The organism is Paenibacillus massiliensis 2301065 = DSM 16942, from assembly GCF_000377505.1.
GTDB classification, from domain to species: Bacteria; Bacillota; Bacilli; order Paenibacillales; family Paenibacillaceae; genus Paenibacillus; species Paenibacillus massiliensis.
Window position 1 is genome coordinate 25,038 of sequence record NZ_KB898208.1, and the last position, 23,806, is coordinate 48,843.

General features: G+C 48.6%; 20 protein-coding genes, 1 tRNA gene and 1 other RNA gene. 17 read left to right on the plus strand and 5 right to left on the minus strand.

Annotation, left to right across the window (positions count from 1 at the left end; genetic code table 11):
• Window positions 1-144: 144 nt before the first annotated feature.
• The 3 genes from D328_RS0126970 to D328_RS0126980 all read left to right on the plus strand — a co-directional run bounded on the left by D328_RS0126970 (window position 145) and on the right by D328_RS0126980 (window position 2,752).
• Window positions 145-414, plus strand: a complete 270-nt coding sequence (locus tag D328_RS0126970; RefSeq protein WP_018888156.1) for an HPr family phosphocarrier protein — start codon at window positions 145-147, stop codon at window positions 412-414.
• Window positions 415-698: 284 nt separating this feature from the next.
• Window positions 699-1,463 (plus strand): SIMPL domain-containing protein, encoded by a 765-nt coding sequence (locus tag D328_RS0126975; RefSeq protein ID WP_018888157.1) that lies wholly within the window; start codon window positions 699-701, stop codon window positions 1,461-1,463.
• A 212-nt stretch (window positions 1,464-1,675) separates the two neighbouring features.
• Window positions 1,676-2,752, plus strand: a complete 1,077-nt coding sequence (locus D328_RS0126980; protein WP_018888158.1) for a DUF3298 domain-containing protein — start codon at window positions 1,676-1,678, stop codon at window positions 2,750-2,752.
• A gap of 225 nt (window positions 2,753-2,977) precedes the next feature.
• Here D328_RS0126980 and clpP read toward each other — a convergent pair whose 3' ends face one another.
• Entirely contained in the window at window positions 2,978-3,574 is a 597-nt protein-coding gene (gene clpP, locus D328_RS0126985) for an ATP-dependent Clp endopeptidase proteolytic subunit ClpP (RefSeq protein WP_018888159.1), read from the minus strand.
• A 223-nt stretch (window positions 3,575-3,797) separates the two neighbouring features.
• A tRNA-Arg gene (locus tag D328_RS0126990) sits at window positions 3,798-3,872 on the minus strand.
• A 463-nt stretch (window positions 3,873-4,335) separates the two neighbouring features.
• On the opposite strand from D328_RS0126990, the gene D328_RS0126995 reads away from it, so the two are divergent.
• From D328_RS0126995 to eno, 6 genes are all read left to right on the plus strand, one after another.
• A complete protein-coding gene (locus D328_RS0126995) occupies window positions 4,336-5,364 on the plus strand; it encodes a sugar-binding transcriptional regulator (protein WP_018888160.1) in 1,029 nt (342 codons plus the stop codon).
• Window positions 5,365-5,468: 104 nt separating this feature from the next.
• Window positions 5,469-6,479 carry a type I glyceraldehyde-3-phosphate dehydrogenase gene (gap, locus tag D328_RS0127000; RefSeq protein WP_018888161.1) on the plus strand — a complete coding sequence of 337 codons (1,011 nt, stop codon included), beginning with the start codon at window positions 5,469-5,471 and terminating at the stop codon, window positions 6,477-6,479.
• 170 nt (window positions 6,480-6,649) lie between these two features.
• Window positions 6,650-7,831 (plus strand): phosphoglycerate kinase, encoded by a 1,182-nt coding sequence (locus D328_RS0127005; protein ID WP_018888162.1) that lies wholly within the window; start codon window positions 6,650-6,652, stop codon window positions 7,829-7,831.
• 22 nt (window positions 7,832-7,853) lie between these two features.
• A complete protein-coding gene (gene tpiA, locus D328_RS0127010) occupies window positions 7,854-8,606 on the plus strand; it encodes a triose-phosphate isomerase (protein ID WP_018888163.1) in 753 nt (250 codons plus the stop codon).
• Between the two features lies 1 nt (window position 8,607).
• On the plus strand, window positions 8,608-10,152 hold the full coding sequence (gene gpmI, locus D328_RS0127015) for a 2,3-bisphosphoglycerate-independent phosphoglycerate mutase (RefSeq protein ID WP_018888164.1): 1,545 nt from the start codon (window positions 8,608-8,610) through the stop codon (window positions 10,150-10,152).
• Between the two features lie 86 nt (window positions 10,153-10,238).
• Entirely contained in the window at window positions 10,239-11,525 is a 1,287-nt protein-coding gene (gene eno / locus D328_RS0127020; protein WP_018888165.1) for a phosphopyruvate hydratase, read from the plus strand.
• Window positions 11,526-11,801: 276 nt separating this feature from the next.
• Here the strand turns inward: eno and D328_RS0127025 are convergent, their stop codons facing one another.
• The 3 genes from D328_RS0127025 to D328_RS0127035 all read right to left on the minus strand — a co-directional run bounded on the left by D328_RS0127025 (window position 11,802) and on the right by D328_RS0127035 (window position 14,161).
• Window positions 11,802-12,431 carry a DJ-1/PfpI family protein gene (locus D328_RS0127025; protein ID WP_018888166.1) on the minus strand — a complete coding sequence of 210 codons (630 nt, stop codon included), beginning with the start codon at window positions 12,429-12,431 and terminating at the stop codon, window positions 11,802-11,804.
• A gap of 27 nt (window positions 12,432-12,458) precedes the next feature.
• Complete coding sequence (locus D328_RS0127030; RefSeq protein ID WP_018888167.1) at window positions 12,459-12,935, minus strand: GyrI-like domain-containing protein; 477 nt, start codon at window positions 12,933-12,935, stop codon at window positions 12,459-12,461.
• A 65-nt stretch (window positions 12,936-13,000) separates the two neighbouring features.
• Entirely contained in the window at window positions 13,001-14,161 is a 1,161-nt protein-coding gene (locus tag D328_RS0127035) for a DUF4261 domain-containing protein (RefSeq protein ID WP_018888168.1), read from the minus strand.
• Between the two features lie 362 nt (window positions 14,162-14,523).
• Between D328_RS0127035 and D328_RS0127040 the strand changes: the two genes are divergently transcribed.
• The 8 genes from D328_RS0127040 to ssrA all read left to right on the plus strand — a co-directional run bounded on the left by D328_RS0127040 (window position 14,524) and on the right by ssrA (window position 23,737).
• The gene (locus D328_RS0127040; RefSeq protein ID WP_018888169.1) at window positions 14,524-15,450 is read left to right on the plus strand and encodes an ABC transporter permease; all 927 of its coding nucleotides are present in this window, start codon (window positions 14,524-14,526) and stop codon (window positions 15,448-15,450) included.
• 1 nt (window position 15,451) lies between these two features.
• Window positions 15,452-16,411 carry an ABC transporter permease gene (locus D328_RS0127045; protein ID WP_018888170.1) on the plus strand — a complete coding sequence of 320 codons (960 nt, stop codon included), beginning with the start codon at window positions 15,452-15,454 and terminating at the stop codon, window positions 16,409-16,411.
• Window positions 16,412-16,437: 26 nt separating this feature from the next.
• Window positions 16,438-18,090 (plus strand): peptide ABC transporter substrate-binding protein, encoded by a 1,653-nt coding sequence (locus tag D328_RS0127050; RefSeq protein ID WP_018888171.1) that lies wholly within the window; start codon window positions 16,438-16,440, stop codon window positions 18,088-18,090.
• A 2-nt stretch (window positions 18,091-18,092) separates the two neighbouring features.
• Complete coding sequence (locus D328_RS0127055; RefSeq protein ID WP_018888172.1) at window positions 18,093-18,518, plus strand: DUF3899 domain-containing protein; 426 nt, start codon at window positions 18,093-18,095, stop codon at window positions 18,516-18,518.
• Window positions 18,519-18,821: 303 nt separating this feature from the next.
• On the plus strand, window positions 18,822-19,052 hold the full coding sequence (gene secG, locus D328_RS0127060; RefSeq protein ID WP_018888173.1) for a preprotein translocase subunit SecG: 231 nt from the start codon (window positions 18,822-18,824) through the stop codon (window positions 19,050-19,052).
• 285 nt (window positions 19,053-19,337) lie between these two features.
• The gene (gene rnr / locus D328_RS0127065) at window positions 19,338-21,962 is read left to right on the plus strand and encodes a ribonuclease R (protein WP_018888174.1); all 2,625 of its coding nucleotides are present in this window, start codon (window positions 19,338-19,340) and stop codon (window positions 21,960-21,962) included.
• Between the two features lie 540 nt (window positions 21,963-22,502).
• Entirely contained in the window at window positions 22,503-22,982 is a 480-nt protein-coding gene (smpB, locus tag D328_RS0127070; protein ID WP_018888175.1) for an SsrA-binding protein SmpB, read from the plus strand.
• A gap of 390 nt (window positions 22,983-23,372) precedes the next feature.
• Window positions 23,373-23,737, plus strand: a transfer-messenger RNA (tmRNA) gene (gene ssrA, locus D328_RS30900).
• Window positions 23,738-23,806 lie beyond the last annotated feature (69 nt).

Sequence of the window (23,806 nt, forward strand, 5' to 3'; positions counted from 1 at the left end):
GCATCTGGCATCTCGACTGGACGGTTGCTGTTTTTTTTCTAGTTAATGGCCCCGGTTAATGGTATAATGTGATAAATAAAATGGTGTATTTATGTTTCATTTGTGTTGATAGATTGCACTCTAAAAAAGGGGGAGTTGTTGAACATGTCTAAACATCCGGTAGTTGTACGTTTGAAAACAGGACTGCATGCCAGACCAGCTGCATTATTCGTACAGGAAGCCAATAAATATTCTTCTGAGGTCTTTGTAGAGAAGGACGACAAGAAAGTAAATGCCAAGAGCATCATGGGAATTATGAGCCTGGCAATCAGCTCCGGGACAGAAATCTACATTAGTGCTGAGGGTGCGGACGCTGAACAGGCTGTAAACGCTTTAGTAAGCTTGGTAAGCAAGGAAGAACTCGAAAATCAATAATCGGCGCTCTGTCGGTGTGCAGCCCCTGAAGAGGGGCTTTTTGTATATAGTCAGAATAGTAATCCGTAATTAGAGTTGGGATGTATTTATTGAATTATTTTTTTGAATTTTGGAGTGTTATACATAGGGTGGAGAAGCTATACACATGATCAGGGAGAGATTCCGCTGATCTTTTTTTGTACTCTGGGTTTATGTAGTGCAACCTTTTTTGCGTAATTCCGTCTAGAGGTTAAAATTATCCAACTTCAACATAAGCAGGGCCATATCAAAGGAGGAGCATGTAAATGAAAACATGGACAAGAGCAGCAGGAGCAGCCTTGCTGGCAGGTAGCGTATTTTTAGGCGGTTTTGGTACCGTAGGACTGGGAGGACAGGATAGCGGCCGGGCGTATGCAGCTACAGCATCAGATGTAATTCGTAATGTAATCAGTGTTAATGGGTCTGGAGAGATCTCCATCAAGCCGGATATGGCTACTCTCTACATCGGTGTACGGACTGAAGGGAAGACAGCCGCTGAGGCTCAGAAGTTGAACGCAGAAAGAATGACCAAGCTGAACACACTGCTCAAGCAGACATGGGGCATTGCAGACAAGGATATCCAGACCAACCAATTCTATGTGCAACCTAACTATAACTATACTGAAAAAGAAGGCCAACAGCTCATTGGCTACGTTGCTACTCACACGTTGAGCGTGAAATACCGCGATCTGAGCAAGGTGGGGGAGCTGCTGGATGCGGCAACCAATGCTGGAGCGAACAGCGTGGACAACATCCAATTCTCGGTAGAGGATACACAGCCGTATGAGGAGCAAGTGATCGCGAAGGCGCTGGCTAACGCCCAAATGAAAGCTGGCGCAGTAGCCAAGGCTGCCAATCGCCAGCTTGGTACCCTGTTGAATGTGAATTTGGAGCAGGCTCAAGTACCTTTCGTGTACCTCAAAAATGAATTGATGGAATCCAGAGCAGGCGGCACTGCGGACTCCACATCTTTCGAACCAGGTGAAGTGAAGATCAGTACGCAGCTTAGCGCACAATATGAAATGAAATAAATAACATTAGCTATCCAGGTGTAATCCAAGCGGAGGCTGTCACTGACTTGCATAAGAGAGTGGCAGCCTCTGTTTGATTTTTGACCCGTCTAAAGGCTGGCATAAGATTCTAACAATCTTGTAACCGGGGTTGTTACCCAATTCAACATGGGTCAGCGTAGAATAGCTTTTTGAAGAGGTACATAAATGTTGATAAAGGAGAGACGGATGTTATGAGATACTACACTAAGCCTATAGGGCACCTGCTGCTGGCTACAGCAGTAGTTACAGGGGCAATGCTGCCGATATCGTCTACCTGGGCCTCATCGACCGTACAAGAAGCTCAGAATCAGCAAGTGAAGCTGTTCTGGGAGGGACAGGAGCTTAAGGATAAGGGCTTATTGATTCAAGGCAAGACTATGATTCCTGTATCCGCATTGCGTGATGATCTGAAGCTGGGTGTCTCTTATGATGCCGAGAGCTTGACCTATACAATTAATGGCGGACAGAACAAGGTTCGTATTTATGACGGGAGCGCTGAAGAGCTGTTCTTGAATGTGAACCAGGTCTATACGAAGGGTATGGAAGGAACTAAGAAGAACGGTAAGCTCTATATACCGATTGGTGTGGTGAAGAATTATCTGGGCATCCAGGCAGCGTGGGACGGTGTGAGTAAGCAGGTTCGGATGAGTGCGGGGCAGAATGAGCCTCTAAAATGGTCAACGGAGCCTGTGCTGCAGAAGGAAGAATCAACGGTCGAATATGATATTCACACCTTGAAATTAGAAGGCGACTATCCTGGAATAGCAAAGATCAACGAGATCCTGAAGAAGCGTGCGGAAGAGCTGGCGGCTGCTTCCAAGGAATCTGTAGAGACTGGCGGCCCGACGGCAGACCGTCCATTTCAATTTGAGAATAACTATCTGGTGACGGATCTTCAAGCTGATGTCGTCAGCCTGGTTGTGGATGAGTATGGATACCTTGGCGGAGCACACGGGATGACTGTCCGTAAAGGCTATACCTTCTCTTTGAAGGATGGACAGCTGCTGAAGCTGGAAGACGTATTGGGGGCGAACTCAAATTACCTGAAGGCACTAAATGACAAGCTGACTCCACAAGTTACGAACCACGGTGGCTATCTTGGGGACTTCAAGGGCATTAGCAAAGATCAGGATTTCTATCTGTCTCCTGCAGGCGTGGTGATCTTCTTCCAGCAATATGAGTACACGGCTTATGCTGCCGGGATTCCGGAGTTCGTATTCCCATATAGCTCATTGCTGCCACAAGGGAAGGCCCCCTTCTCTCGTTAAAGAATATCCTGAGAATAGCTACTTTCACAGCGACTCATGAGAAGACCTGAATAAACAGTCAAACCAATAATTTGCACACTTCATCAAAGGAAACGTAACGAGCTACCTACAGGACAGCGTGAACAAGCTAAATAAGCCGCCTTCGGTTATAACCGGAGGCGGCTTATTTGTTGCTGTCAACTATTTCCGTAATACTAGGTCACGCTATAACCCAGACAAAGTGTATTAGACACCTTGTGGTGGAGTGCTGGAGATTACTTGGTCAACCAGACCATATTCCTTGGCTTCCTCAGCGGACATGAAGTAGTCGCGGTCGGTGTCCTTCTCAATCCGTTCCAGCGGCTGTCCTGTGCGCTCAGCCAGAATCTTGTTCAGCTTGTCACGCATCTTGAGGATGCGACGTGCACGAATCTCGATGTCTGTCGCCTGTCCTTGGGCTCCGCCCAGCGGCTGGTGAATCATGATCTCACTGTTCGGAAGGGCGAAGCGCTTGCCTTTGGCCCCTGCATTCAGCAAGAATGCGCCCATCGAAGCAGCCATACCTACACAGATGGTAGATACATCAGGCTTAATGAAATGCATAGTATCGAAGATCGCCATGCCGGCTGTGATCGAGCCGCCAGGACTGTTGATGTACAAGTGGATGTCTTTTTCCGGATCTTCCGCAGTCAGAAACAGCATTTGAGCGATAATGGAATTGGCAACAACATCATTTACATCAGAACCGAGGAAAATAATGCGATCCTTCAGCAATCTGGAATAGATGTCATAGGCGCGTTCGCCGCGATTGGTTTGTTCAACGACCATAGGAATGTAACTCACGTAAAAACCTCCCTTAAATTAGTTCGATTATGTGTTGCGAAAGGTCTTAGAATATATTCTTCCAAAGTCCCTTCCCATTAAACTGTTACCTTAATAACCACATCATAAACAATTTAAATCAAAAAGTCAAAGAAAGTCAAACTAAAGAATCAAAAAAAGAGCGAATCCGCTCTTAAATGGTTAACAATATAATAAGTGCTTATGTACAAGTTCTTAGAAAATATGGCGCGCCCGCAAGGAATCGAACCTTGATCTCAGGCTCCGGAGGCCTACGTCATATCCATTGGACCACGGGCGCATGCTATTTATTAAAGTAGTACTCAATCAATTATACCTCTAACTAACTAATTAACTAGTTAATTTACTAATTGGCGAGCAAAGTTGATTATATGCTAAGTGGAATGAAAAAGCAAGTATCTGATTAGAACGCACGCTTATTATGTGGTCTATGGATATTTACCGATATAACATACCATCTAGGGTAACGTAACTGACCAATACCTAACGGAAGATGTATTCTTTTGCAAAATCTATAGCCTGAATCTGTTTTTTTGACGTAAAGATTCCTTACTTATGTATAAAGGGCAAAAAGGTAGTGAAATATAGGTTCGGGGCACTTGCTTCTGAAGCAAATATTGGGTAGAATAACTGTGGGACTTAAAAAGTTAACCCGGGACATTTTGAGACCAGCTAGGTTTGAGATGGACTGTACCATCTGATTGTGAGTTAGAGCAGAATAGAAGTCTGCAGGAGTGGAAAGCATGCGAAATATATTAGAAATACAGAAGCAGCTTCTGCCTGATCTCACGGAAGTTTTGAAAAAAAGATATACCATCCTGCATCAGATCATGCTGTCTGAGGTGGTTGGCCGCCGAACGCTGGCGTCATCCCTTCATATGACAGAACGTGTACTGCGAGCTGAAACCGATCTGTTGAAGGCCCAAGGGCTTCTGGAGATTGATCATGTAGGCATGAGAGTGAGCGAGGCCGGATACGAGCTGCTAGAGCGGCTTGAGCCGATTGCCAAGGAATTGTTCGGATTGTCCCTGCTCGAGGAACAGATTCGTCAGATGTACAACCTGAGGAAGGTTGTCGTTGTACCCGGTGACTCGGATAGCTCGCCTCTTGCGAGAAGAGAACTGGGAAGAGCGGGCGCCAAAGCCCTTCTGGGGATTATGGGGGATGAGGATATCATTGCCGTCACTGGTGGCACTACGATTGCCGAGGTGGCCGAGCAGTTGACTACACCGCCCACAGGCCCGATTCGCGGTGGATGGTTCGTACCCGCACGCGGCGGACTTGGCGAGAGCATGGAGATGCAAGCGAACACGATTGCTTCCACTATGGCACGCAAGGTTGGTGCCCAGTACCGACTGCTTCACGTCCCTGATCTGCTCAGTAACCATGCTTATGAATCATTGCATCAGGATCAGAGCGTTCAGGAGATTGTCAGTATTATCCGTAAAAGTCGAATTATCATTCATGGCATCGGGAACGCCAATGAGATGGCCCGCCGGCGCAGGCTGGAGCAGGAAATCATTAATGAGATTCGTGCTGAAGGGGCCGTTGCAGAGTCATTCGGCTATTACTTTAACGAGGATGGTATTGTCGTTCACAAGATGCTGACGCTTGGGCTCCGACTGGAGGACATCAAGCGAACTGAGATTGTGCTGGCGATTGCTGGAGGTTCTAGCAAGGCTACGGCGATTCAGGCAGTTCTTCGTTTTGGTCATGAGGATATTTTGGTCACGGACGAAGCAGCAGCTAACATTATTGTGAGCAACAGCTAGATTGCTGTATTAAGTAACATAGGCAATCATTCATATTGTTGTCTTGACGGGCTTAACCGCTCTGTCTTGAATAAATAAAAACGAAACTTGGGAGGAACTTACTCATGGCAGTTAAAGTAGGTATTAACGGTTTTGGACGTATTGGACGCTTGGCTTTCCGTCGTATTCAAAACGTAGAAGGTATTGAAGTTGTTGCAATCAACGATTTGACAGACGCTAAAATGCTGGCGCACTTGCTCAAATACGATACTACTCAAGGACGTTTCGAAGGCGACGTTGAAGTACATGACGGCTTCTTCAAAGTAAACGGCAAGGAAGTTAAGGTTCTGGCTAACCGCAACCCTGAAGAGCTGCCATGGGGCGACCTGGGCGTTGATATCGTTCTGGAGTGCACAGGCTTCTTCACAACTAAAGAGGCTGCTGAGAAGCACCTTAAAGGTGGAGCTAAGAAAGTTGTTATCTCCGCTCCAGCTACTGGCGACATGAAGACGATCGTTTACAACGTAAACCATGATATTCTTGATGGTTCCGAAACTGTAATCTCCGGTGCTTCTTGCACAACGAACTGCTTGGCTCCTATGGCTAAGACGCTGCAAGACAAGTTCGGCATCGTAGAAGGTCTGATGACTACTATTCACGCTTACACTGGCGACCAAAATACATTGGATGCTCCACACGCTAAAGGCGACTTCCGTCGTGCTCGCGCTGCTGCTGAGAACATCATCCCTAACACAACTGGTGCTGCTAAAGCAATCGGTCTGGTTATTCCTGAGCTGCAAGGCAAATTGGATGGAGCTGCACAACGCGTACCAGTAGCTACTGGTTCCCTGACTGAGCTGGTAACTGTACTGGACAAGAAAGTAACTGCAGAAGAAATCAACGCAGCTATGAAAGAAGCATCCGACCCAGAAACTTATGGCTACACTGAAGATGAAATCGTATCTTCCGATATCAAGGGTATCACTTTCGGTTCCCTGTTCGACGCTACTCAAACTAAAGTTCTGACTGTTGGCGACAAGCAACTGGTTAAGACTGTAGCTTGGTACGACAACGAAATGTCCTACACAGCTCAATTGGTTCGTACTTTGGAGCACTTCGCCAAACTGGCTAAGTAATCCCTGAACCTGAGTAACACTATAGAGCGGAAACAGTCGTTATTGTTTCCGCTCTTTATCTATGAACTTGTTGCCAGATGACAACAGAGTTGTACTCACAAGTGACTCCTGTGGAATGCTCTTCCTTGGGGAATTCCCATTAAAATATTAAGGGTATGGAGGAACATACGATGAACAAAAAGAGTGTTCGTGATATCGAGTTGAACGGGAAAAAGGTATTTGTCCGTGTAGATTTTAATGTGCCTGTAGAAAATGGTAAAATTACAGATGACAAGCGAATCCGCGAGACACTGCCAACAATCAACTATTTGATTGAGCAAGGCGCTAAGATCATCCTCGCTAGCCACTTTGGCCGTCCAAAGGGTCAAGTTGTTGAGGAAATGCGTCTGACTCCAGTTGCTGCACGCTTGTCCGAGCTGCTGAACAAGCCTGTTCAGAAGGTTGATGAGGCAATTGGCGAGAACGTGAAGGCTGAAGTTGCCAAGCTGAACAATGGCGATGTACTGCTGCTTGAGAACGTTCGCTTCTATCCTGGTGAAGAGAAGAACGATGCTGAGCTGGCTAAGCAATTTGCTGAACTGGCGGATGTATTCGTGAACGATGCCTTCGGAGCTGCACACCGTGCTCACGCTTCCACAGAAGGGATCGCACATCACCTGCCAGCAGTATCCGGCCTGTTGATGGAGAGAGAACTGGATGTATTGGGTAAGGCTCTGTCTAACCCTGAGCGTCCTTTCACTGCGATCATCGGTGGATCTAAGGTTAAGGACAAAATTGACGTAATCAACCATCTGACTGAGCTGGCAGACAACATCATTATCGGTGGTGGTCTGGCTTATACGTTCTTCAAGGCTCAAGGACACGAGATCGGTAAATCCCTGCTGGATGAATCCAAGCTGGATGTAGTTCTGGGCTTCATCGAGAAGGCTGAGAAGCTTGGTAAGAAATTCTACCTGCCAGTAGACATCGTAGTGTCTGATGATTTCAGTGCGGATGCTAACACTCAAATCGTAGACATCGACAGTATTCCTGCTGAATGGGAAGGCGTAGACATCGGACCGAAGACTCGCGCGATCTATGCTGATGTTATCAAGAACTCCAAGCTGGTTGTATGGAACGGACCAATGGGTGTCTTCGAAATGGAGCCATTCGCTGGTGGTACTCGTGAAGTGGCTGAAGCTTGCGCGAACACAGAAGGTTACACTATTATTGGAGGCGGGGATTCCGCAGCAGCTGCAGAGAAATTCAATCTGGCTGACAAGATGAATCACATCTCCACTGGTGGCGGCGCTTCTCTTGAGTTCATGGAGGGTAAAGCACTTCCTGGCGTTGTAGCACTGAACGACAAGTAATAAGGCAAGGGAGCTGAACATATTGAGAACACCTATTATTGCAGGCAACTGGAAGATGTTCAAGACTGTTCCAGAGGCTAAGGACTTCGTTCAAGAAGTCAAAGGCAAAGCTGAAGTTGAAGGCGTAGAGAGCGTCATTTGTGCACCTTTCACTAATCTGCCAGCGTTGGTAGAAGCGGTTAAGGGAACGGCCATTAAAGTTGGAGCACAAAACGTCCACTTTGAAGAAGATGGTGCGTTCACTGGTGAGATCAGCGGACGTATGCTGGCGGATCTTGGCGTAGATTACGTCATTATTGGCCACTCCGAGCGTCGTCAGTACTTTGCTGAGACTGATGAGACGGTGAACAAGAAGGTTCATGCTTCCTTCCGTCATGGCTTGACTCCGATCGTATGTGTCGGTGAGAAGCTGGAAGAGCGTGAAGCTAACCAGACGAAGGAAGTCTGCAAGGTACAGACAGAAGCTGCATTTGCAGGTCTGGCTGCAGACCAAGCAGCTAAAGTAGTTATCGCTTATGAGCCAATCTGGGCGATTGGAACTGGCAAATCTTCGACTGCACAGGATGCTAACGAAGTCATTGCTTATATTCGTAGTCTGGTTAAAGGACTGTACGGTGAGCAAGTGGCGGATGCTGTTCGTATTCAATACGGCGGTAGCGTTAAGCCTGAGAATGTAGCCGAGTATATGGGACAAAGTGACATCGACGGTGCTCTTGTTGGTGGTGCAAGCCTTCAGCCTGCATCCTACATTGCACTTGTTGAGGGGGCGAAGTAAGATGACTGCACCCAAACCGGTTGCTCTCATTATCATGGACGGCTTTGGTCTGCGTGACAAGGTTGAAGGTAATGCTGTCGCACAAGCCAATAAGCCGAATTATGATAAATACTTGACTCAATATCCGAACACGACGCTCACGGCTTCTGGTGAAGCTGTAGGCTTGCCTGAAGGACAGATGGGTAACTCTGAGGTAGGTCATCTGAATATCGGTGCTGGCCGAATCGTGTATCAGGATTTGACTCGAATCTCCAAATCCATTCGTGACGGTGAATTCTTTGATAACCCGACATTGGTGGAAGCGGTTCGCCATGCGAAGCAGAACAATACCAAGCTTCATCTGTATGGTCTGCTCTCCGACGGCGGCGTACACAGTCATATCGAGCATTTGTTCGCGATGCTGGACCTCGCCAAGAAGGAAGAGCTGCAAGAAGTCTACATCCATGCCTTCATGGATGGTCGTGATGTCAGCCCGGATAGCGGCGTTGGCTTCATGGAGAAGCTGATTGCGAAGATCGAAGAAGTAGGTATTGGTAAAATTGCGACGGTCCAAGGCCGATATTATGCTATGGACCGTGATAAGCGCTGGGAGCGTGTAGAGAAGTCCTACCGTGCCATTGTGTATGGTGATGGACCGAAATATACCGATCCTCTGAAAGCACTTAAGGAATCGTACGAGAAGTCCGTATTCGATGAATTCGTAGAGCCGACAGTCATTACCAAGGCAGATGGAAGTCCAGTAGGCCTGGTAGAGACGAATGACTCGGTCATCTTCTTGAACTTCCGTCCTGACCGTGCAATCCAGCTGTCCCAAGTGTTCACAAGTAACGATTTCCGTGGCTTTGACCGTGGACCGAAGTTCCCGCAGTCGCTGCACTTCGTATGTCTGACCCTGTTCAGCGAGACGGTGAACGGCTTCGTGGCTTACGAGCCTAAGAATCTGGATAATACCTTCGGTGAAGTGCTTGTGCAGAACAACAAGAAGCAGCTGCGCATCGCTGAGACGGAGAAATATCCACACGTAACGTTCTTCTTCAGTGGTGGGCGTGATGTGGAGCTTCCAGGCGAGACACGTATCCTGATTAACTCTCCTAAGGTAGCTACATATGACCTGCAGCCAGAAATGAGTGCCTACGAGGTAGCTGATGCCTGTGTGAAGGAGATCGAAGCGGACAAACACGACGCGATCATCTTGAACTTTGCCAACCCGGATATGGTAGGTCACTCCGGTATGATGGAGCCTACAATCAAGGCGGTAGAGGTAACGGATGAGTGTGTAGGTCGTGTGGTTGATGCAGTCAAAGCCAAAGGCGGCGTCGTGATCATCATTGCGGACCACGGTAATGCAGATATGGAGATTGACGAGCAAGGCCGTCCATTCACTGCACACACCACGAACCCTGTGCCATTCATCGTTACAGATGAGAATGTGGTACTGCGTGACAAAGGTATCTTGGCCGATGTCGCACCAACGTTGCTTGATCTGATGGGGCTGCCGAAGCCTGCCGAAATGACAGGCCAGTCCATGATTGCAAGCCGTAAGTAAATTGGTACTGACGCTTCTTCAATCTCTGCTGAATGCGGGAGCGAAGAGGCGACCCTCATAACATAATTAAAGGAGACTGTGTACAAATGACTATTATTACTGATGTATACGCCCGCGAAGTCCTTGACTCCCGTGGTAACCCGACTGTTGAAGTTGAAGTATATCTGGAGTCCGGCGCAATTGGCCGTGCGATCGTACCTTCCGGTGCATCCACTGGTGCTCATGAAGCTGTAGAACTTCGTGACAACGATAAAGATCGTTACCTTGGCAAAGGCGTTCTGCAAGCTGTTAAGAACGTAAATGAAATCATCGCACCAGAAGTTATCGGTCTGGATGCTGTGAACCAAGTTGAGATCGACAAGCTGATGATCAGCCTGGACGGTACTCCAAACAAAGGTAAACTGGGTGCTAATGCGATCCTCGCAGTATCCATGGGTGTAGCTCGTGCTGCTGCTGAAGCTCTGGCACTGCCACTGTACCAGTACCTGGGTGGATTCAATGCGAAGCAATTGCCAGTACCAATGATGAACATCGTTAACGGTGGCGCTCATGCGGACAACAACGTTGACGTACAAGAGTTCATGGTTCTGCCTGTTGGCGCTCCAACATTCAAGGAAGCACTGCGTATGGGTGCTGAAATCTTCCACAACCTGAAAACCGTACTGAAAAACAAAGGCCTGAACACTGCAGTTGGTGACGAAGGTGGATTCGCTCCTAACTTCACTTCCAACGAAGATGCTCTGTCCTCTATCATCGAAGCTATCGAAAAAGCTGGTTACAAACCAGGCGAAGACGTATTGCTGGGTATGGACGTAGCTTCCACTGAGTTCTTCAAGGATGGTAAATACGTACTGGAAGGCGAAGGGAAATCCTTCACGCCTGCTGAGTTCGTTGACCTGTTGGCTTCTTGGGTGGAAAAATACCCAATCGTTACCATTGAAGATGGTTGCTCCGAAGACGACTGGGAAGGTTGGAAATTGCTCACTGAGAAACTGGGCAACAAAATCCAACTGGTGGGTGACGATCTGTTCGTTACTAACACTGAGCGTCTGGGCAAAGGTATCGAAGAAAACATCGGTAACTCTATCCTGATCAAAGTGAACCAAATTGGTACACTGACTGAGACTTTCGATGCGATCGAAATGGCAAAACGCGCTGGTTACACAGCTGTTATCTCCCACCGTTCCGGTGAGTCCGAAGACAGCACAATCGCTGACATCGCGGTTGCTACTAACGCTGGCCAAATCAAAACGGGTGCACCTTCCCGTACAGACCGTATTGCAAAATACAACCAACTGCTTCGCATCGAAGACGAGCTGGGTGAATTGGCACAATACAACGGCCTGAAATCCTTCTACAACCTGAAAAAATAAGTAACGGTTCCTGACGTCTTCACCTGAAGACTTGGAATGTGTGCTTAGCATATGAATGAGTGCTGATGTACTGTAGTATCCTTATATAATAAGGTGCTTCGGTATGAGGGCTTATTCTACGACAAAAAGCGGACCTACGGGTCCGCTTTTTCTTTTGCATATGGCTCGCAAACGTATCATACTTGCTGAGGTGTACAACCAAGGGTCGTCACCTGGCATCTAGATAACTAATCTGTATGTGCTCATTCTGAGTAAGGCTCGCACGTATCATCCTCGTCAATCAGGAGCTTTCCACTCGTATTCCATACGTCTAGCTGTTTGAAGGGCTGTCTCTACGTCTAGATATCGACTAACGAGATGGAGGGACATATGAATACCTGCCGATATTCCTCCAGAGGTAATTATATCGTCCTCATCCACGTATTTGACGCCACTTTGGACCTGTACGACAGGATAGTCTCGGGCAAGTCTCTCCAGATCCATCCAATGTGTGGTGGCTGAACGACCGTCGAGTAGCCCAGCCTCAGCAAGCAGTAAAGCTCCTGTACAGACAGAGGCAATCTGCACCTTGTTCTGTGCCTGTTCACGCAGCCATTCCAGTACCTCTGGCTTGCGTATTTCAATTTCCTCCGCCCCATAGCCGCCTGGGACAATGAGTAGATCAACGACAGGCAAGGTCTGAAAGCTGTGACCCGGCTGTACCTGAAGTCCATTGCGTGCCGTAATCATGGCTCCGTCCGCTGATACCGTATGCACGGTGAAGGCCTTAGCTGTCATGGCCGCCCCAGCTTCGTTCTTGTGGAAGGTTTGTGTCTCAGTGATCGAGAACACCTCAAAGGGCCCAGCGAAATCCAGCACTTCCACCTCGTTGAATAAAAATATGCCAACCTGATAAGGCACAGGCATGGACGCTCCTCCCCTCATTGAGCCGTATTACTTAATCGCAATGTACAGCTCAATCTTATTCGCTTCGCTTTCGGGCTGGTAAGCAGCTCCCCATATCTCGAAATCGTAGTCCCGGAGCTCATAGCCTTGAAACGGAATCCACTCTCGATAGAGGTAATCATAGGTCTCATCTAATGCAGACTCGGGGCCAACATGCGTATATTGGACATAAGAGCTCTTAGCGATGTGCTGAATAATCAGTTCGGACGGCGCCTCTACTACACCAGCTGTACGATATCCGATGATATGTGAGAAGCTGTCGCTCTTGGGATCGAATTCCTCATCTTCAGGGTATATCTGGATGAGTAATACCTCATCTTGATTTATGGAGGATAGCTCATGCTTACGATTGACCAGAGCATGATATGTGTCTTGGCCTAGCTCTGCTTCAAATTCCTGAACAGTGGCTTCCAATCGGTAGCCAACTACCTGAAAGGCATCCAGTTGAATGGTCTGGGGCTGCATGGGAGCTTAACCTCCTGAATGTTGTTTGTTAATAATTTCAGTGTATATGTCAGATACATAAGCTACTAGAACTGAATCTTAAGTGTGTCTCCCTGAATATTCACGCCAGCCGAGCGACGAATGGCCAGCTTTTGCTCCTCAGTGAAACCAATGGTCTCTCCATCGCGCAAGGTAACATTATAACTGATAATATACCGGGCTATATCCGCCAGGAAATCGCGGAGCTCAGCAGGAGAAGCAGGGCTTTCGAGCACTTCAATCTCATCCTTGCCAAAGGAGTTCAGCCCAATCGTATAGCCACTCACCCCGTTCTCTGTCCGCACCAACCCGAAGTATACCAGATTTAACAACGGGAATTGCTCATTGGCCTTCATGTCCTCCGTTACCTCTTGAAAGAACGAAGGCTGGAATACCGTCCCCGAGGAGTACAGCCCGATCGCATTAGGGAGCTTAAGACAGCTGGAAGCCAGCTTGGTGTATACGGCAGCGGTATCTAGCAGAGAGCTCTCCCGCTTGAATACAGCGATGATGATCTGAGCGACATGGGTGCGAGTGACCTCTTCTGCCTCGGGCCAGAGATAATTACTGGCTGCATTGTGTACTGCTTCATCATCAGGAACAGGGGCATTCACGAAGCTGACAGCGATCATACAGCCCTCTGCTTCAAAGACCAGGGGAGTCGGGCCGTCCTGATCTTCACGAGAATGGTCTTCCTCCGCCACGGCAGCATCAACCGAGATGCTCCAGTCTTGAAGCAGATTCGCTTTGATCTGTTCTTCATTGAACTCAGATGAATTCAGTAACACGAATCCGGTAAATAGCCCCGGAGAGTCGTCGGAGTCATCGGAGTTATCGGAATCCGATGAGCCTCCCTGCGCTGGAGCTTCTCCAGTGGCTTCATAGGCTGCAGCTTGTTGCATCCAGTATTCACGAATCATTTCCACCATCGCGATGGCATCCTGCTCGGCTGTAGATGGATTATAAGGCTGCATCTCACTGAATACGTGACCGCAGTGCTGAGTATCCTCGGGGCTCTCATAACCGCCGCATACCCCAATCAGCCAACCACCCAGTAGATTCTTCTTGTACTTAAATATGTAGTAGCGCATGCCGTGCAGTTCGAACTCTCCCGCTGGCTCAATCCTGCGGGGCTTATGCCCCAGCTCTTGCTCGTGTGACAACCATTCAATCAAGGACTCCTTGGCTGCTTGCTGTTGCACTGTCATGTAATTGTCTCCTTTGTTGTAGCTTGGAATTTTGAAACAGAATGAATTGTATTATTATACCAGTCTATGAAGTCGCTTCTCAACTAAAGATGGTTGGAAAGTTTCATAATAGAAAGGCGAAAAATACTAGTGAATTGGCTATTAAACGAGGCTACAGGAAGGCTCATACTGGAAAAATAGTTGACATGACTGGTTAAATACTATATTATTCCTATTAAATTTGTAGGAATAATATTTTACCATTTGTGGATTCATACTACTGCGCTATGTTTTGACTGCCTAGTAGTCCAATTTTTGTGTCTCTTAATCTTACTTTACATATAAGTTTACAGAGTAATATGAACAGACAGGAGAACAGAAAGATGTATATTGCCAAACGAATGCTAACCATGCTGATCACAATCTGGATTGTCGTTACGCTGACCTTTCTGATCATGCACATGATTCCTGGTGATCCATTTGCATCAGACTCGAACACATTGCCAGAGGCCGTAGTAGAAAATATGCGAGCCCGCTATCATCTGGATCAGCCCTTACCTGTGCAGTATGTGATGTATTTGAAGAATTTGCTTACGTTCGACCTGGGGCCATCCATTCAGTCCAAGACGACGGATGTAAATACACTAATTAGCCGGGGTTTTCCCCCTTCGGCATGGATTGGTCTGCAGGCGATCTTGTTCGCAATTCTGGCGGGAGTGACCTTGGGCAGTGTGGCTGCGCTGTACCATAATCGGGCGCTTGATTATTTGTCCATGATCGTAGCAATCATCGGAATTTCGATCCCTAGCTTCATCTTGGCGCCGCTGCTTATCAAGTATGCAGCTGTGCAGTGGCGGCTGTTGCCAGTAGCATCGTGGGGGAGCTGGAAGCATACAGTGCTGCCCTCTCTAGCTCTATCTGTGACACCACTGGCTATTATTGCTCGCTTCGTGCGAACAAGTCTAATAGATGTATTGCGTCAGGACTACATACATACAGCGAAGGCCAAGGGATTATCAACATGGGAGGTTGTCATTAAGCATGGTCTGCGAAATGCACTTATACCGGTGTTGTCCTTCATGGGTCCGCTATTTGCCTCTGTAATTACCGGGACTTTTGTGATCGAGAAAATATTTGCGATTCCGGGAATTGGCAAATATTTCGTGGATAGTATATTCAACCGTGATTATCCAGTTATTTTGGGCACGACCATCTTTTACAGCACGGTGCTTGTCGTCACCTTATTTCTGATAGACATTCTATACCGTGTGGTCGATCCAAGAATCCAACTGGTGAGCAAAGGAGAGTAGCATGAAGGCATCTACAGAGCAACTGGGCACCTATCCTGAGTCCTCGTTCAGGCTCGTCGGCAAGGAAAAGCCGGAAAGTACCATTCAGCGACAACCTGCCGTACCAGCCTGGCGGGAGGTGATCCTCCGACTGCTTCGCAACAAGCTCGCCGTATTCGGCGGAGGACTGTTGATTCTGATCTTGATCTTGGCCTGGCTTGGTCCTCATGTGACCCCTTACAGCCCCAGCGCACAGGCTTTGACGCAGACGAATCTGCCTCCTTCGGCAGAGCATTGGTTCGGTACCGATGACCTTGGCCGGGATGTGTGGGCTCGTACCTGGGCTGGTGCCAGAATATCGCTGTTCATCGGCTTTGCGGCAGCGGCGATTGATCTGGTGCTAGGCATAGTGGTCGGGGGGATATCAGGTTATATGGCAGGAAGAAGTCAGCTGGGTGACAGGGTGGACGGCGTACTAATGCGAATTGTCGAAATTCTGTATAGCATTCCTTACCTGCTAGTCATTATTTTGCTATTGGTCATCATGAAGCCTGGGATATGGACGATGATTATCGCATTATCAATTACAGGCTGGGTCGGCATGGCACGAGTCGTCAGAGGTCAGATCCTGCAGCTCAAGCAACGAGAATATGTACTGGCGGCTCGTATGATGGGCATGTCCCACACCAGAATCATTCTGAAGCATCTTTTGCCCAATGCGGCCGGAATTATCATCGTGAATCTGACCTTTACCATTCCGTCAGCCATTTTCTCCGAATCATTTCTGAGCTTTCTTGGTCTGGGAATCCAGGCACCAGCAGCGAGCTGGGGGACGATGGCTAACGATTCATTAGGCGTAATTCTGAGTGGGCAGTGGTGGCGATTATTCTTCCCTGGCTTCATGATCTCTCTAACCATGTTCGCATTCAACGCACTTGGTGATGGGCTTCAGGATGTGCTTGATCCGAGAGGTCGCAATTAAATAATAATATTTGGAGGTAGAGTCTTATGAAATCATTCACAAGATCCTGGATTGTTCTATTGCTGGTAGCCGTTATTGCAGTAGCGGGATGCTCTAACAGCAGCAGCCCTTCGACCGATTCAACGGGGGGCACAGAGGGTGGATCTGCCGAGGGCGTTCCCCAAGTTCTAACAACCAATCTTGCAGGCGGCGAGCCTTATACGCTGGACCCAGCCTTTGCTTCGGATACCACCTCCTACTGGATCATTGACAATCTGTATGAGGGGTTATACGGCTATGACAAAGAGGGTAAGGTCGTAGAGGCGGCTGCAAGCAACGTTGACATTTCGGAGGATGGCAAGACGTACACGTTCACAATCCGCGATGGTGCACAATGGTCCAACGGCGATCCGCTTACGGCTCAGGATTTTGAATATGCTTGGAAGCGTGTATTGAATCCGGAGACGGCTGCTTACGATCCTTCTTCTTTTTATTACATCAAAGGCGCTGAGGAATATAACACTGGAAAAGGAAAAGTCGAGGACGTAGGCATTACGGCTACTGATGACCGAACATTGAAGGTAGAGCTGAAATCGCCGCTGAGCTTCTTCCCAACGATTGCTGTTGGACGCGCTTATCTGCCTGTGAACCGTGCTGTTGTCGAGCAAAATGACAAATGGGCGGCAGAGGCTGAGACACTCGTGGGCAATGGCCCATTCATAGTTCAAGACTGGAAGCACAATGAGGAAATTGTACTCGGGAAGAACGATTCATATTGGAGTAAGGACCTTATCACGCTAGATACAATTACTTTCAAAATGGTACAGGACTCCACCACTTACTATCAGATGTATAAGACGGGTGACCTTGATCTCATTCTGTCGCTGCCTGTAGATACGATTGATCAGGAGAAGAGCAACCAAGAGTATCTGTCGCACCCTTCATTCAGCGTCTATACGTACTCATTTAATGTAAATGAGAAGCCATTCAACAACAAGAAGATCAGACAAGCATTCTCCTACGCCATTGACCGGGAGGCGCTGGCTAACAATGTTACCAAAGCAGGAGAAGTACCTGCCTATGGGTATGTGCCCTATGGAACTACAGCACCGTCCGGAAAGGATTTCCGTGAGGAGGCAACGGTCAAGTACTATGAGTACAATGTAGAACAAGCCAAAAAATTGCTGACAGAGGGCCTGCAGGAGGAAGGACTTACAGAGCTACCACCAGTAACCTTCAAGTACAATACGAATGATAAGCATAAGAAAGTGGCAGAAGCCGTTCAGGAAATGTTGAAGGAGAACCTTGGTGTGCAGGTGCAACTGGAAAATCAGGAATGGGGCACGTACATCGATACGTTCAAGCAAAAGAATTTCCAAGCCGCACGGATGGGCTGGGTCGGCAACTATCTGGATCCACTGGGCGTACTTGGACACTATACATCAGACAACTCGAACAACTTCACGAACTGGAGCAACGCGGCTTACGATCAATTGATTCAGGAGTCGACATATGAGCAGGACCCACAAAAACGGTTCGCACAGCTTCATGAGGCTGAGGGCATTCTGCTGGATGAGCTTCCGATTATGAACCTGCTGTTCTCTGCAGATACAGCTCTCGTCAGCCCTAAGGTAGATGGCATCATCTTTGATGCGCGCTCTAATGCAGATCTTCGCTTCGCCAAGCGGGTAGCAGAGTAAGCATGCTGCTGCGTACAGTCACAATAACTGGACTGGTGGCTGGGATAGGCTGGCTCATATGTAGTGGGTACATTCCAGTCATCGTGACTGGTGCGGATGCAGTTCCTGTGCTCCAGGGCGGGACAGAGGCTGCCAATCGCATATTCCTTCTAGGGCTGCTGGCGCTCGTCGTGGGGGCATTCGCTTATGTGCGTAACACGGGATTTTTGGCTCCATTTTCACAAGGGCTGCATATGTTAGGACAAGGTGTGCGTCGAACGTCCAGATCCTTGCAAAGAGAGAATGATCGGCTTCTGCAGGATGAGGGATTACAGTCATGGAAGCAGGGCATGTACCGTGGGTTGTCATGGTTCACAGTATCGGTGGGGATCGGGCTTATATTGGCGAGCACCCTCTGGCTAATGTATGGCGGGAGTTCTAGTGTATAGCTCCTGAACGTGTTCGAGCTTAGGTATGGGCAGCCAAGATCGACAATATATAGGGAATACTGTCCATGCATGTAGGCTGTATTCACAGCTAGCCTTCGCAGCACCAGAATCCACCATATTTTTTATGACGTTACTGAGCTAATCAAGCAAATCAGGTTGTCAACCTCGGTGGGGTATGATAGAATGAAATTGGTGTTTTAAGCATTATGCTTGGCCCTAATTACAGATAATCATCATTTGACATACATGTTGCTGTATTGGGTTCTTGAAGATCAGATGCAGTCTCATAGGAGGTGGATTAACATGGAATTGTTCTTGAAGATTGTGCTTGTAGTGTTGTCCCTGGCAGTGGTTACCGTAGTATTGCTGCAAAAAGGTAAGAGCGCAGGCTTGTCCGGTGCCATCTCTGGTGGAGCTGAGCATCTGTTCGGTAAGACCAAAGCTCGCGGTATGGATCTGGTGCTCCAGCGTGCTACTGCAGGTCTGGGTGCGGCGTTCATGATCGTATCGATTGTGGTTGCTATCTATACTTAATCAAGGAAATACGAAAGCCTTCGTTTCACAATGAAACGAAGGCTTTTTTTGTGAATGAAAATGCGGATTCGAATCTTAAAAAGGATAATGGGTCATCCTATACGGATGCTGTGGATTAATATGGTGTATACTAGGGTATGAGTATACTAAGGTCTGCTGTACAGGAAAGGTATGTTCTGGAGCAGACTTCGGATGTACCCGGCACAGCAGTGACGCATTGGCCTGGGGCTACATTGCCAATACGCACAGGTCAAAATTACAGGGCACCCGAGGTGGACAATACACATGATAACGAAAGAAGCAATTTTGGAGTTTATGCGGGAGACCGCTTATAAACCTATGACCTACCAGGAGCTGGAGCAGCATTTTGGCATTGAAGAGGCATCTGATTTCAGGGAGTTCCTGAAGGTGCTGAATGCGCTGGAGGAAAGCGGACAAATTCTGCTGACACACAACAATCGTTACGGGGTGCCGGAACGGATGAACCTGATCCGCGGTCGGCTGCAGTCTCATGCGAAGGGCTTTGCTTTTCTCATTCCGGAGGATCGGGAATCCAAGGATGTATACATTCATGCGAATGACCTCAAAGGGGCTATGAATGGGGATACTGTTCTGGTACGTGTCACATCGAGCGGACCTTCTGGTGGGCGGCTGGAGGGCGAAGTGGTGCGTATCGTTACCCGTGGCATCACTCAGATTGTAGGGGTCTTCCAGAGTCATGAGGTGTACGGATTTGTGCTGCCAGATGACAAGCGTGTGAATCGGGATATCTTCATCCCGCAGCCATCCTTCAATGGAGCGGTGAATGGACAGAAGGTAGTCGTCAAGATTGTCAATTATCCAGAGGGCCGGGCAGCGGCAGAGGGAGAGATTATTGAGATTCTTGGTCATAAGGATGATCCGGGTATCGATATCCTCTCTGTCATCCGTAAGCATCAGCTTCCGGAAGCATTCCCGGAGGAGGTCATGGCAGAGGCAGAGGCTGCACCTGATGCCATTACGGAGGATGAGATCATCCGTCAGGGGCGTCGTGATCTGCGCGGCAAGACGATTGTAACGATTGATGGTGAGGATGCCAAGGATCTGGATGATGCGGTCAATGTAGAGCGACTGGAGAACGGACATTACCTGCTGGGTGTGCATATCGCCGATGTGGGCTATTATGTGCGGGAGAATTCCAAGCTGGACCAGGAGGCATATAATCGGGGCTGTAGCGTGTACCTCGTAGACCGTGTTATTCCGATGCTGCCGCACCGTCTGTCGAACGGGATTTGTTCCTTGAACCCGCAAGTGGATCGACTGACCATGTCATGCGAGATGGAATTCGATGAGCAGATGAAGGTCGTGCGCCATGATATTTTCACCAGTGTGATCAAGACCAAGGAACGGATGACCTATAAGAATGTTCGTATCATTCTGGAGGAAGAAGACCCGGAAGTGATGGAACGCTATGCCGACCTCGTCGATAACTTCCGACTCATGAAGGAACTGGCTCTCAAGCTGCGCAACAAGCGGATGAAGCGCGGAGCGGTGGACTTTGACTTCGACGAGGCAAAGGTCATCGTGGACGAAGAGGGCAAGGCGGTTGATATTGTCAAAAGAGAGCGGACGATCGCCGAGCAGATCATTGAGGAATTCATGCTGGCAGCGAATGAGACTGTCGCTGAGCATTTCCACTGGCTGAAGGTACCGTTCATCTATCGGATTCACGAGGACCCGGATCAGGAGAAGCTGCAGAACTTCATGGCGTTTGCTGCGAATTTTGGACATCAGGTCAAGGGGCGTGGTAATGCGATTCATCCGCGTGCACTCCAGAGCTTGCTGGAGTCGATCGAGGGTACGAAGGAGCAGACCGTCATCAGTACGATGATGCTGCGTTCCATGAAGCAGGCGAAATACGATGCGTCGATGACGGGACACTTCGGGCTGGCAGCTGAATATTACTCCCATTTCACCTCGCCAATCCGTCGTTATCCCGATCTGGTCATCCACCGCGTCATTCGCGAGGTCATTGAGCATGGTGGGCTCCTTCCGGCCGATCGCCAGGAGTATTTGGCCAGCCGTATGCATGACATCGCACAGCAATCCTCTGAGCGTGAGCGGGTAGCGGTAGATGCAGAGCGGGATACCGAGCAGATGAAGAAGGCAGAGTACATGCTCGATAAGGTTGGGCAGGAATTCGATGGGATCATCAGCAGTGTGACTGGCTTCGGTATGTTCATTGAACTGGAGAATACCGTTGAAGGTCTGATTCGCCTGAGCGGATTGACCGATGACTTCTATCATTTTGATGAACAGCATATGGCCTTGATAGGTGAGCGCACCTCCAAGGTGTTCCGCATCGGGGATGAAGTCAAGATTCGGGTCGCTCGTGTCAATATGGATGAGCATACGATTGACTTCGAAATGGTCGATATGAAGCCACGCCGCGAGCGTGGACGACCAGATCGTGCGGATGGTGGCCGTTCTGAAAGTGGCCGTGGCCGTCCTGAAGGTGGCGGTGGCAGATTTGGCGGAGGACGAGGCAAGGGCTCTTCACGTGGCGAAGATCACCGAGGTCGCCAAGGCGAACGCGGCAAGCCGAAGTCCAAGACCGGCAATCCGGCGAAGTCCGGTGGGAATGGCCGCAAAGGTGGCCCTGAACAGGGTACACCGCGAGCAGATCAGCCTGCACAGCAGCGCAGCTTCGGCTTCGGTAGCGGCAAGGGTGGCTACAACTCCCCAGCACCTGCTGGCGGTGGTAATGGCTCCGGTGGTCAAGGGCGCCGTAAGCGGACCAGTGAGAGCGGGATTTTCATCGGTGAAGGAGCAGCCCCTGGAGGGAACGGTGGATCGCGCCGCAAGCGGAAGAGCAAGAGTAACGGCAATGGCAATGGTACAGCAGCCTTTGTCCGGAAGAAAAAGAAGTAATTCGGCAAGAGAAAAGATATTGTGAGAAGGCTCAAAAGCTGCGAGGCAGAGATGGTAAGCGGGTAGCAGCAGTAGTAACAGGATAACACATCGGTAAACAGTCACGGCATCGGTACTCCCTACAAGGATAGCCGATGCCGTATTGCTATTGTGAGATGCTTGTGGTGGGTAAGTCTGGCATGGAGATTCCCTGATTGAGTTAGAATGGACAGCAGTGGGTAAGTGATCCGTATGATTCCAAGGAATGCTTCCAAGGCGTAAATGAACAGCGGGCATGACATGCATTTGATTGCAGGGTTGCCAACGTCTGTGAGTAAATGATGCGCTTCCTTGCCTTGAGGGAGCCAAATTTGGTACAATAAAGCTCTGACGCAGACGGGATATTCGTCGTATCAGACTTTTACATGATGAACAGAGGCCCTATTCTGACTGTTATTTTCACGGTGATTTCTGCGTGACAGTGTGTTGAATTAGGACATCTACAGTGTGAGGTCTGAGATGAGTAGTTGCGTGCAATTAGTGGATGAAGGAGTGAATCTCATGGCGAAGAAAGCGGACGGAAAAGTGCTGGCCCAGAACAAAAAGGCTTCCCACGATTATTTTATTGAGGATACTTATGAGGCAGGCATGGTCTTAACCGGAACCGAGATCAAGTCGCTGCGCAATGGACGCGCGAATATCGGAGATGCATTCGCTACTATTCGTAATGGAGAGATTCATATTCACAATATGCACATCAGCCCGTTCGAGCAGGGGAACCGTAGCAATCCGGATGATCCGACCCGTACTCGGAAGCTGCTGCTGCACAAGGCGCAGATTGTGAAGCTGCTGGGCCAGTCCAAGCAGGAGGGCTACTCGATCGTACCTTTGAAGATCTATGTGCGTAATGGCTATGCCAAGCTACTGCTCGGTCTTGGTAAAGGTAAGAAGCAGTTCGACAAGCGCGAATCGGCAGCCAAGCGTGATGCACAGCGTGATATCCAGCGTGCACTGCGTGAGAAGCAGAAGATCGCTCGTTAATTTAAGCCTTCGGGCTTTGGATGACAGAGTTAAGCGCAAGAGATAGGGTGATAGCTTATCTAATGGAGAGACACCTGCCAACAGGATAAGTGGTGATTGGAGAAGTTGGGTGACTAAAGAAAAGCAGTGACTTAACAAAGTAGTTGATCCTCAGGGCGTTCACCTGCAGTTCATGAAAGAGCTGGCAGGATAGGTGTTTCCTGCTGTGATAGCCTTGAATGACCTGTTTTGGATGTATTTTATACACCTTCAGTATAGCAGGATGTCTGTATTTAGAGACGGAATTATGCTATACTAACTAAGCAGTATTGTTATTGAAGTTATTTTTTGTGGCTAGATTAGATGCTTATGCCCGGCATTGCCGGATTTAATCCAGGCCCTTCTTAATGAGGGGGCGTTCTTGGATTCGACGGGGATAGTTCGAGCATGAGTAGCGGGTAGTGGGGACGCGTCCACTTCATCAACGCTAAAGCCTATTAAACGGCAAACAACAAACTAACTACGCTTTCGCAGCTTAATAACCTGTGAGCGTGCTCCTCTCCTGCATCGCCCATGTGCCGGATGTAGGGGCTAACCTATAGTGGGATACGCTGTTACATCTCCGCCTGGGGTGTACTGAAGAAGACAATCAGGCTGACCCAAAGTATAGCCGGTTACGGGGCGATACTCGGGTGACATCAAAACTGTGACTACACCCGTAGAAGCTTATGTGGCGTTATCTTCGGACAGGGGTTCGACTCCCCTCGCCTCCATACTTACGATCAGAAGCAGATACCATTTGGTATCTGCTTCTCTGTTTTGTTAAAAATCATGGATTGAATATA

What these genes read in the sequence shown, in the direction of transcription:
- D328_RS0126995 (WP_018888160.1), top strand. Translation starts at nt 4,336, where the DNA reads ATGCGAAATATATTAGAAATACAGAAGCAGCTTCTGCCTGATCTCACG.
- D328_RS0127035 (WP_018888168.1), bottom strand. Translation starts at nt 14,161, where the DNA reads ATGACAGTGCAACAGCAAGCAGCCAAGGAGTCCTTGATTGAATGGTTG.
- D328_RS0126980 (WP_018888158.1), top strand. Translation starts at nt 1,676, where the DNA reads ATGAGATACTACACTAAGCCTATAGGGCACCTGCTGCTGGCTACAGCA.
- D328_RS0127030 (WP_018888167.1), bottom strand. Translation starts at nt 12,935, where the DNA reads ATGCAGCCCCAGACCATTCAACTGGATGCCTTTCAGGTAGTTGGCTAC.
- rnr (WP_018888174.1), top strand. Translation starts at nt 19,338, where the DNA reads ATGATAACGAAAGAAGCAATTTTGGAGTTTATGCGGGAGACCGCTTAT.
- D328_RS0127050 (WP_018888171.1), top strand. Translation starts at nt 16,438, where the DNA reads ATGAAATCATTCACAAGATCCTGGATTGTTCTATTGCTGGTAGCCGTT.
- eno (WP_018888165.1), top strand. Translation starts at nt 10,239, where the DNA reads ATGACTATTATTACTGATGTATACGCCCGCGAAGTCCTTGACTCCCGT.
- gap (WP_018888161.1), top strand. Translation starts at nt 5,469, where the DNA reads ATGGCAGTTAAAGTAGGTATTAACGGTTTTGGACGTATTGGACGCTTG.
- D328_RS0126975 (WP_018888157.1), top strand. Translation starts at nt 699, where the DNA reads ATGAAAACATGGACAAGAGCAGCAGGAGCAGCCTTGCTGGCAGGTAGC.
- secG (WP_018888173.1), top strand. Translation starts at nt 18,822, where the DNA reads ATGGAATTGTTCTTGAAGATTGTGCTTGTAGTGTTGTCCCTGGCAGTG.
- D328_RS0127055 (WP_018888172.1), top strand. Translation starts at nt 18,093, where the DNA reads ATGCTGCTGCGTACAGTCACAATAACTGGACTGGTGGCTGGGATAGGC.
- gpmI (WP_018888164.1), top strand. Translation starts at nt 8,608, where the DNA reads ATGACTGCACCCAAACCGGTTGCTCTCATTATCATGGACGGCTTTGGT.
- D328_RS0127040 (WP_018888169.1), top strand. Translation starts at nt 14,524, where the DNA reads ATGTATATTGCCAAACGAATGCTAACCATGCTGATCACAATCTGGATT.
- smpB (WP_018888175.1), top strand. Translation starts at nt 22,503, where the DNA reads ATGGCGAAGAAAGCGGACGGAAAAGTGCTGGCCCAGAACAAAAAGGCT.
- D328_RS0127025 (WP_018888166.1), bottom strand. Translation starts at nt 12,431, where the DNA reads ATGCCTGTGCCTTATCAGGTTGGCATATTTTTATTCAACGAGGTGGAA.
- D328_RS0127045 (WP_018888170.1), top strand. Translation starts at nt 15,452, where the DNA reads ATGAAGGCATCTACAGAGCAACTGGGCACCTATCCTGAGTCCTCGTTC.
- D328_RS0126970 (WP_018888156.1), top strand. Translation starts at nt 145, where the DNA reads ATGTCTAAACATCCGGTAGTTGTACGTTTGAAAACAGGACTGCATGCC.
- D328_RS0127005 (WP_018888162.1), top strand. Translation starts at nt 6,650, where the DNA reads ATGAACAAAAAGAGTGTTCGTGATATCGAGTTGAACGGGAAAAAGGTA.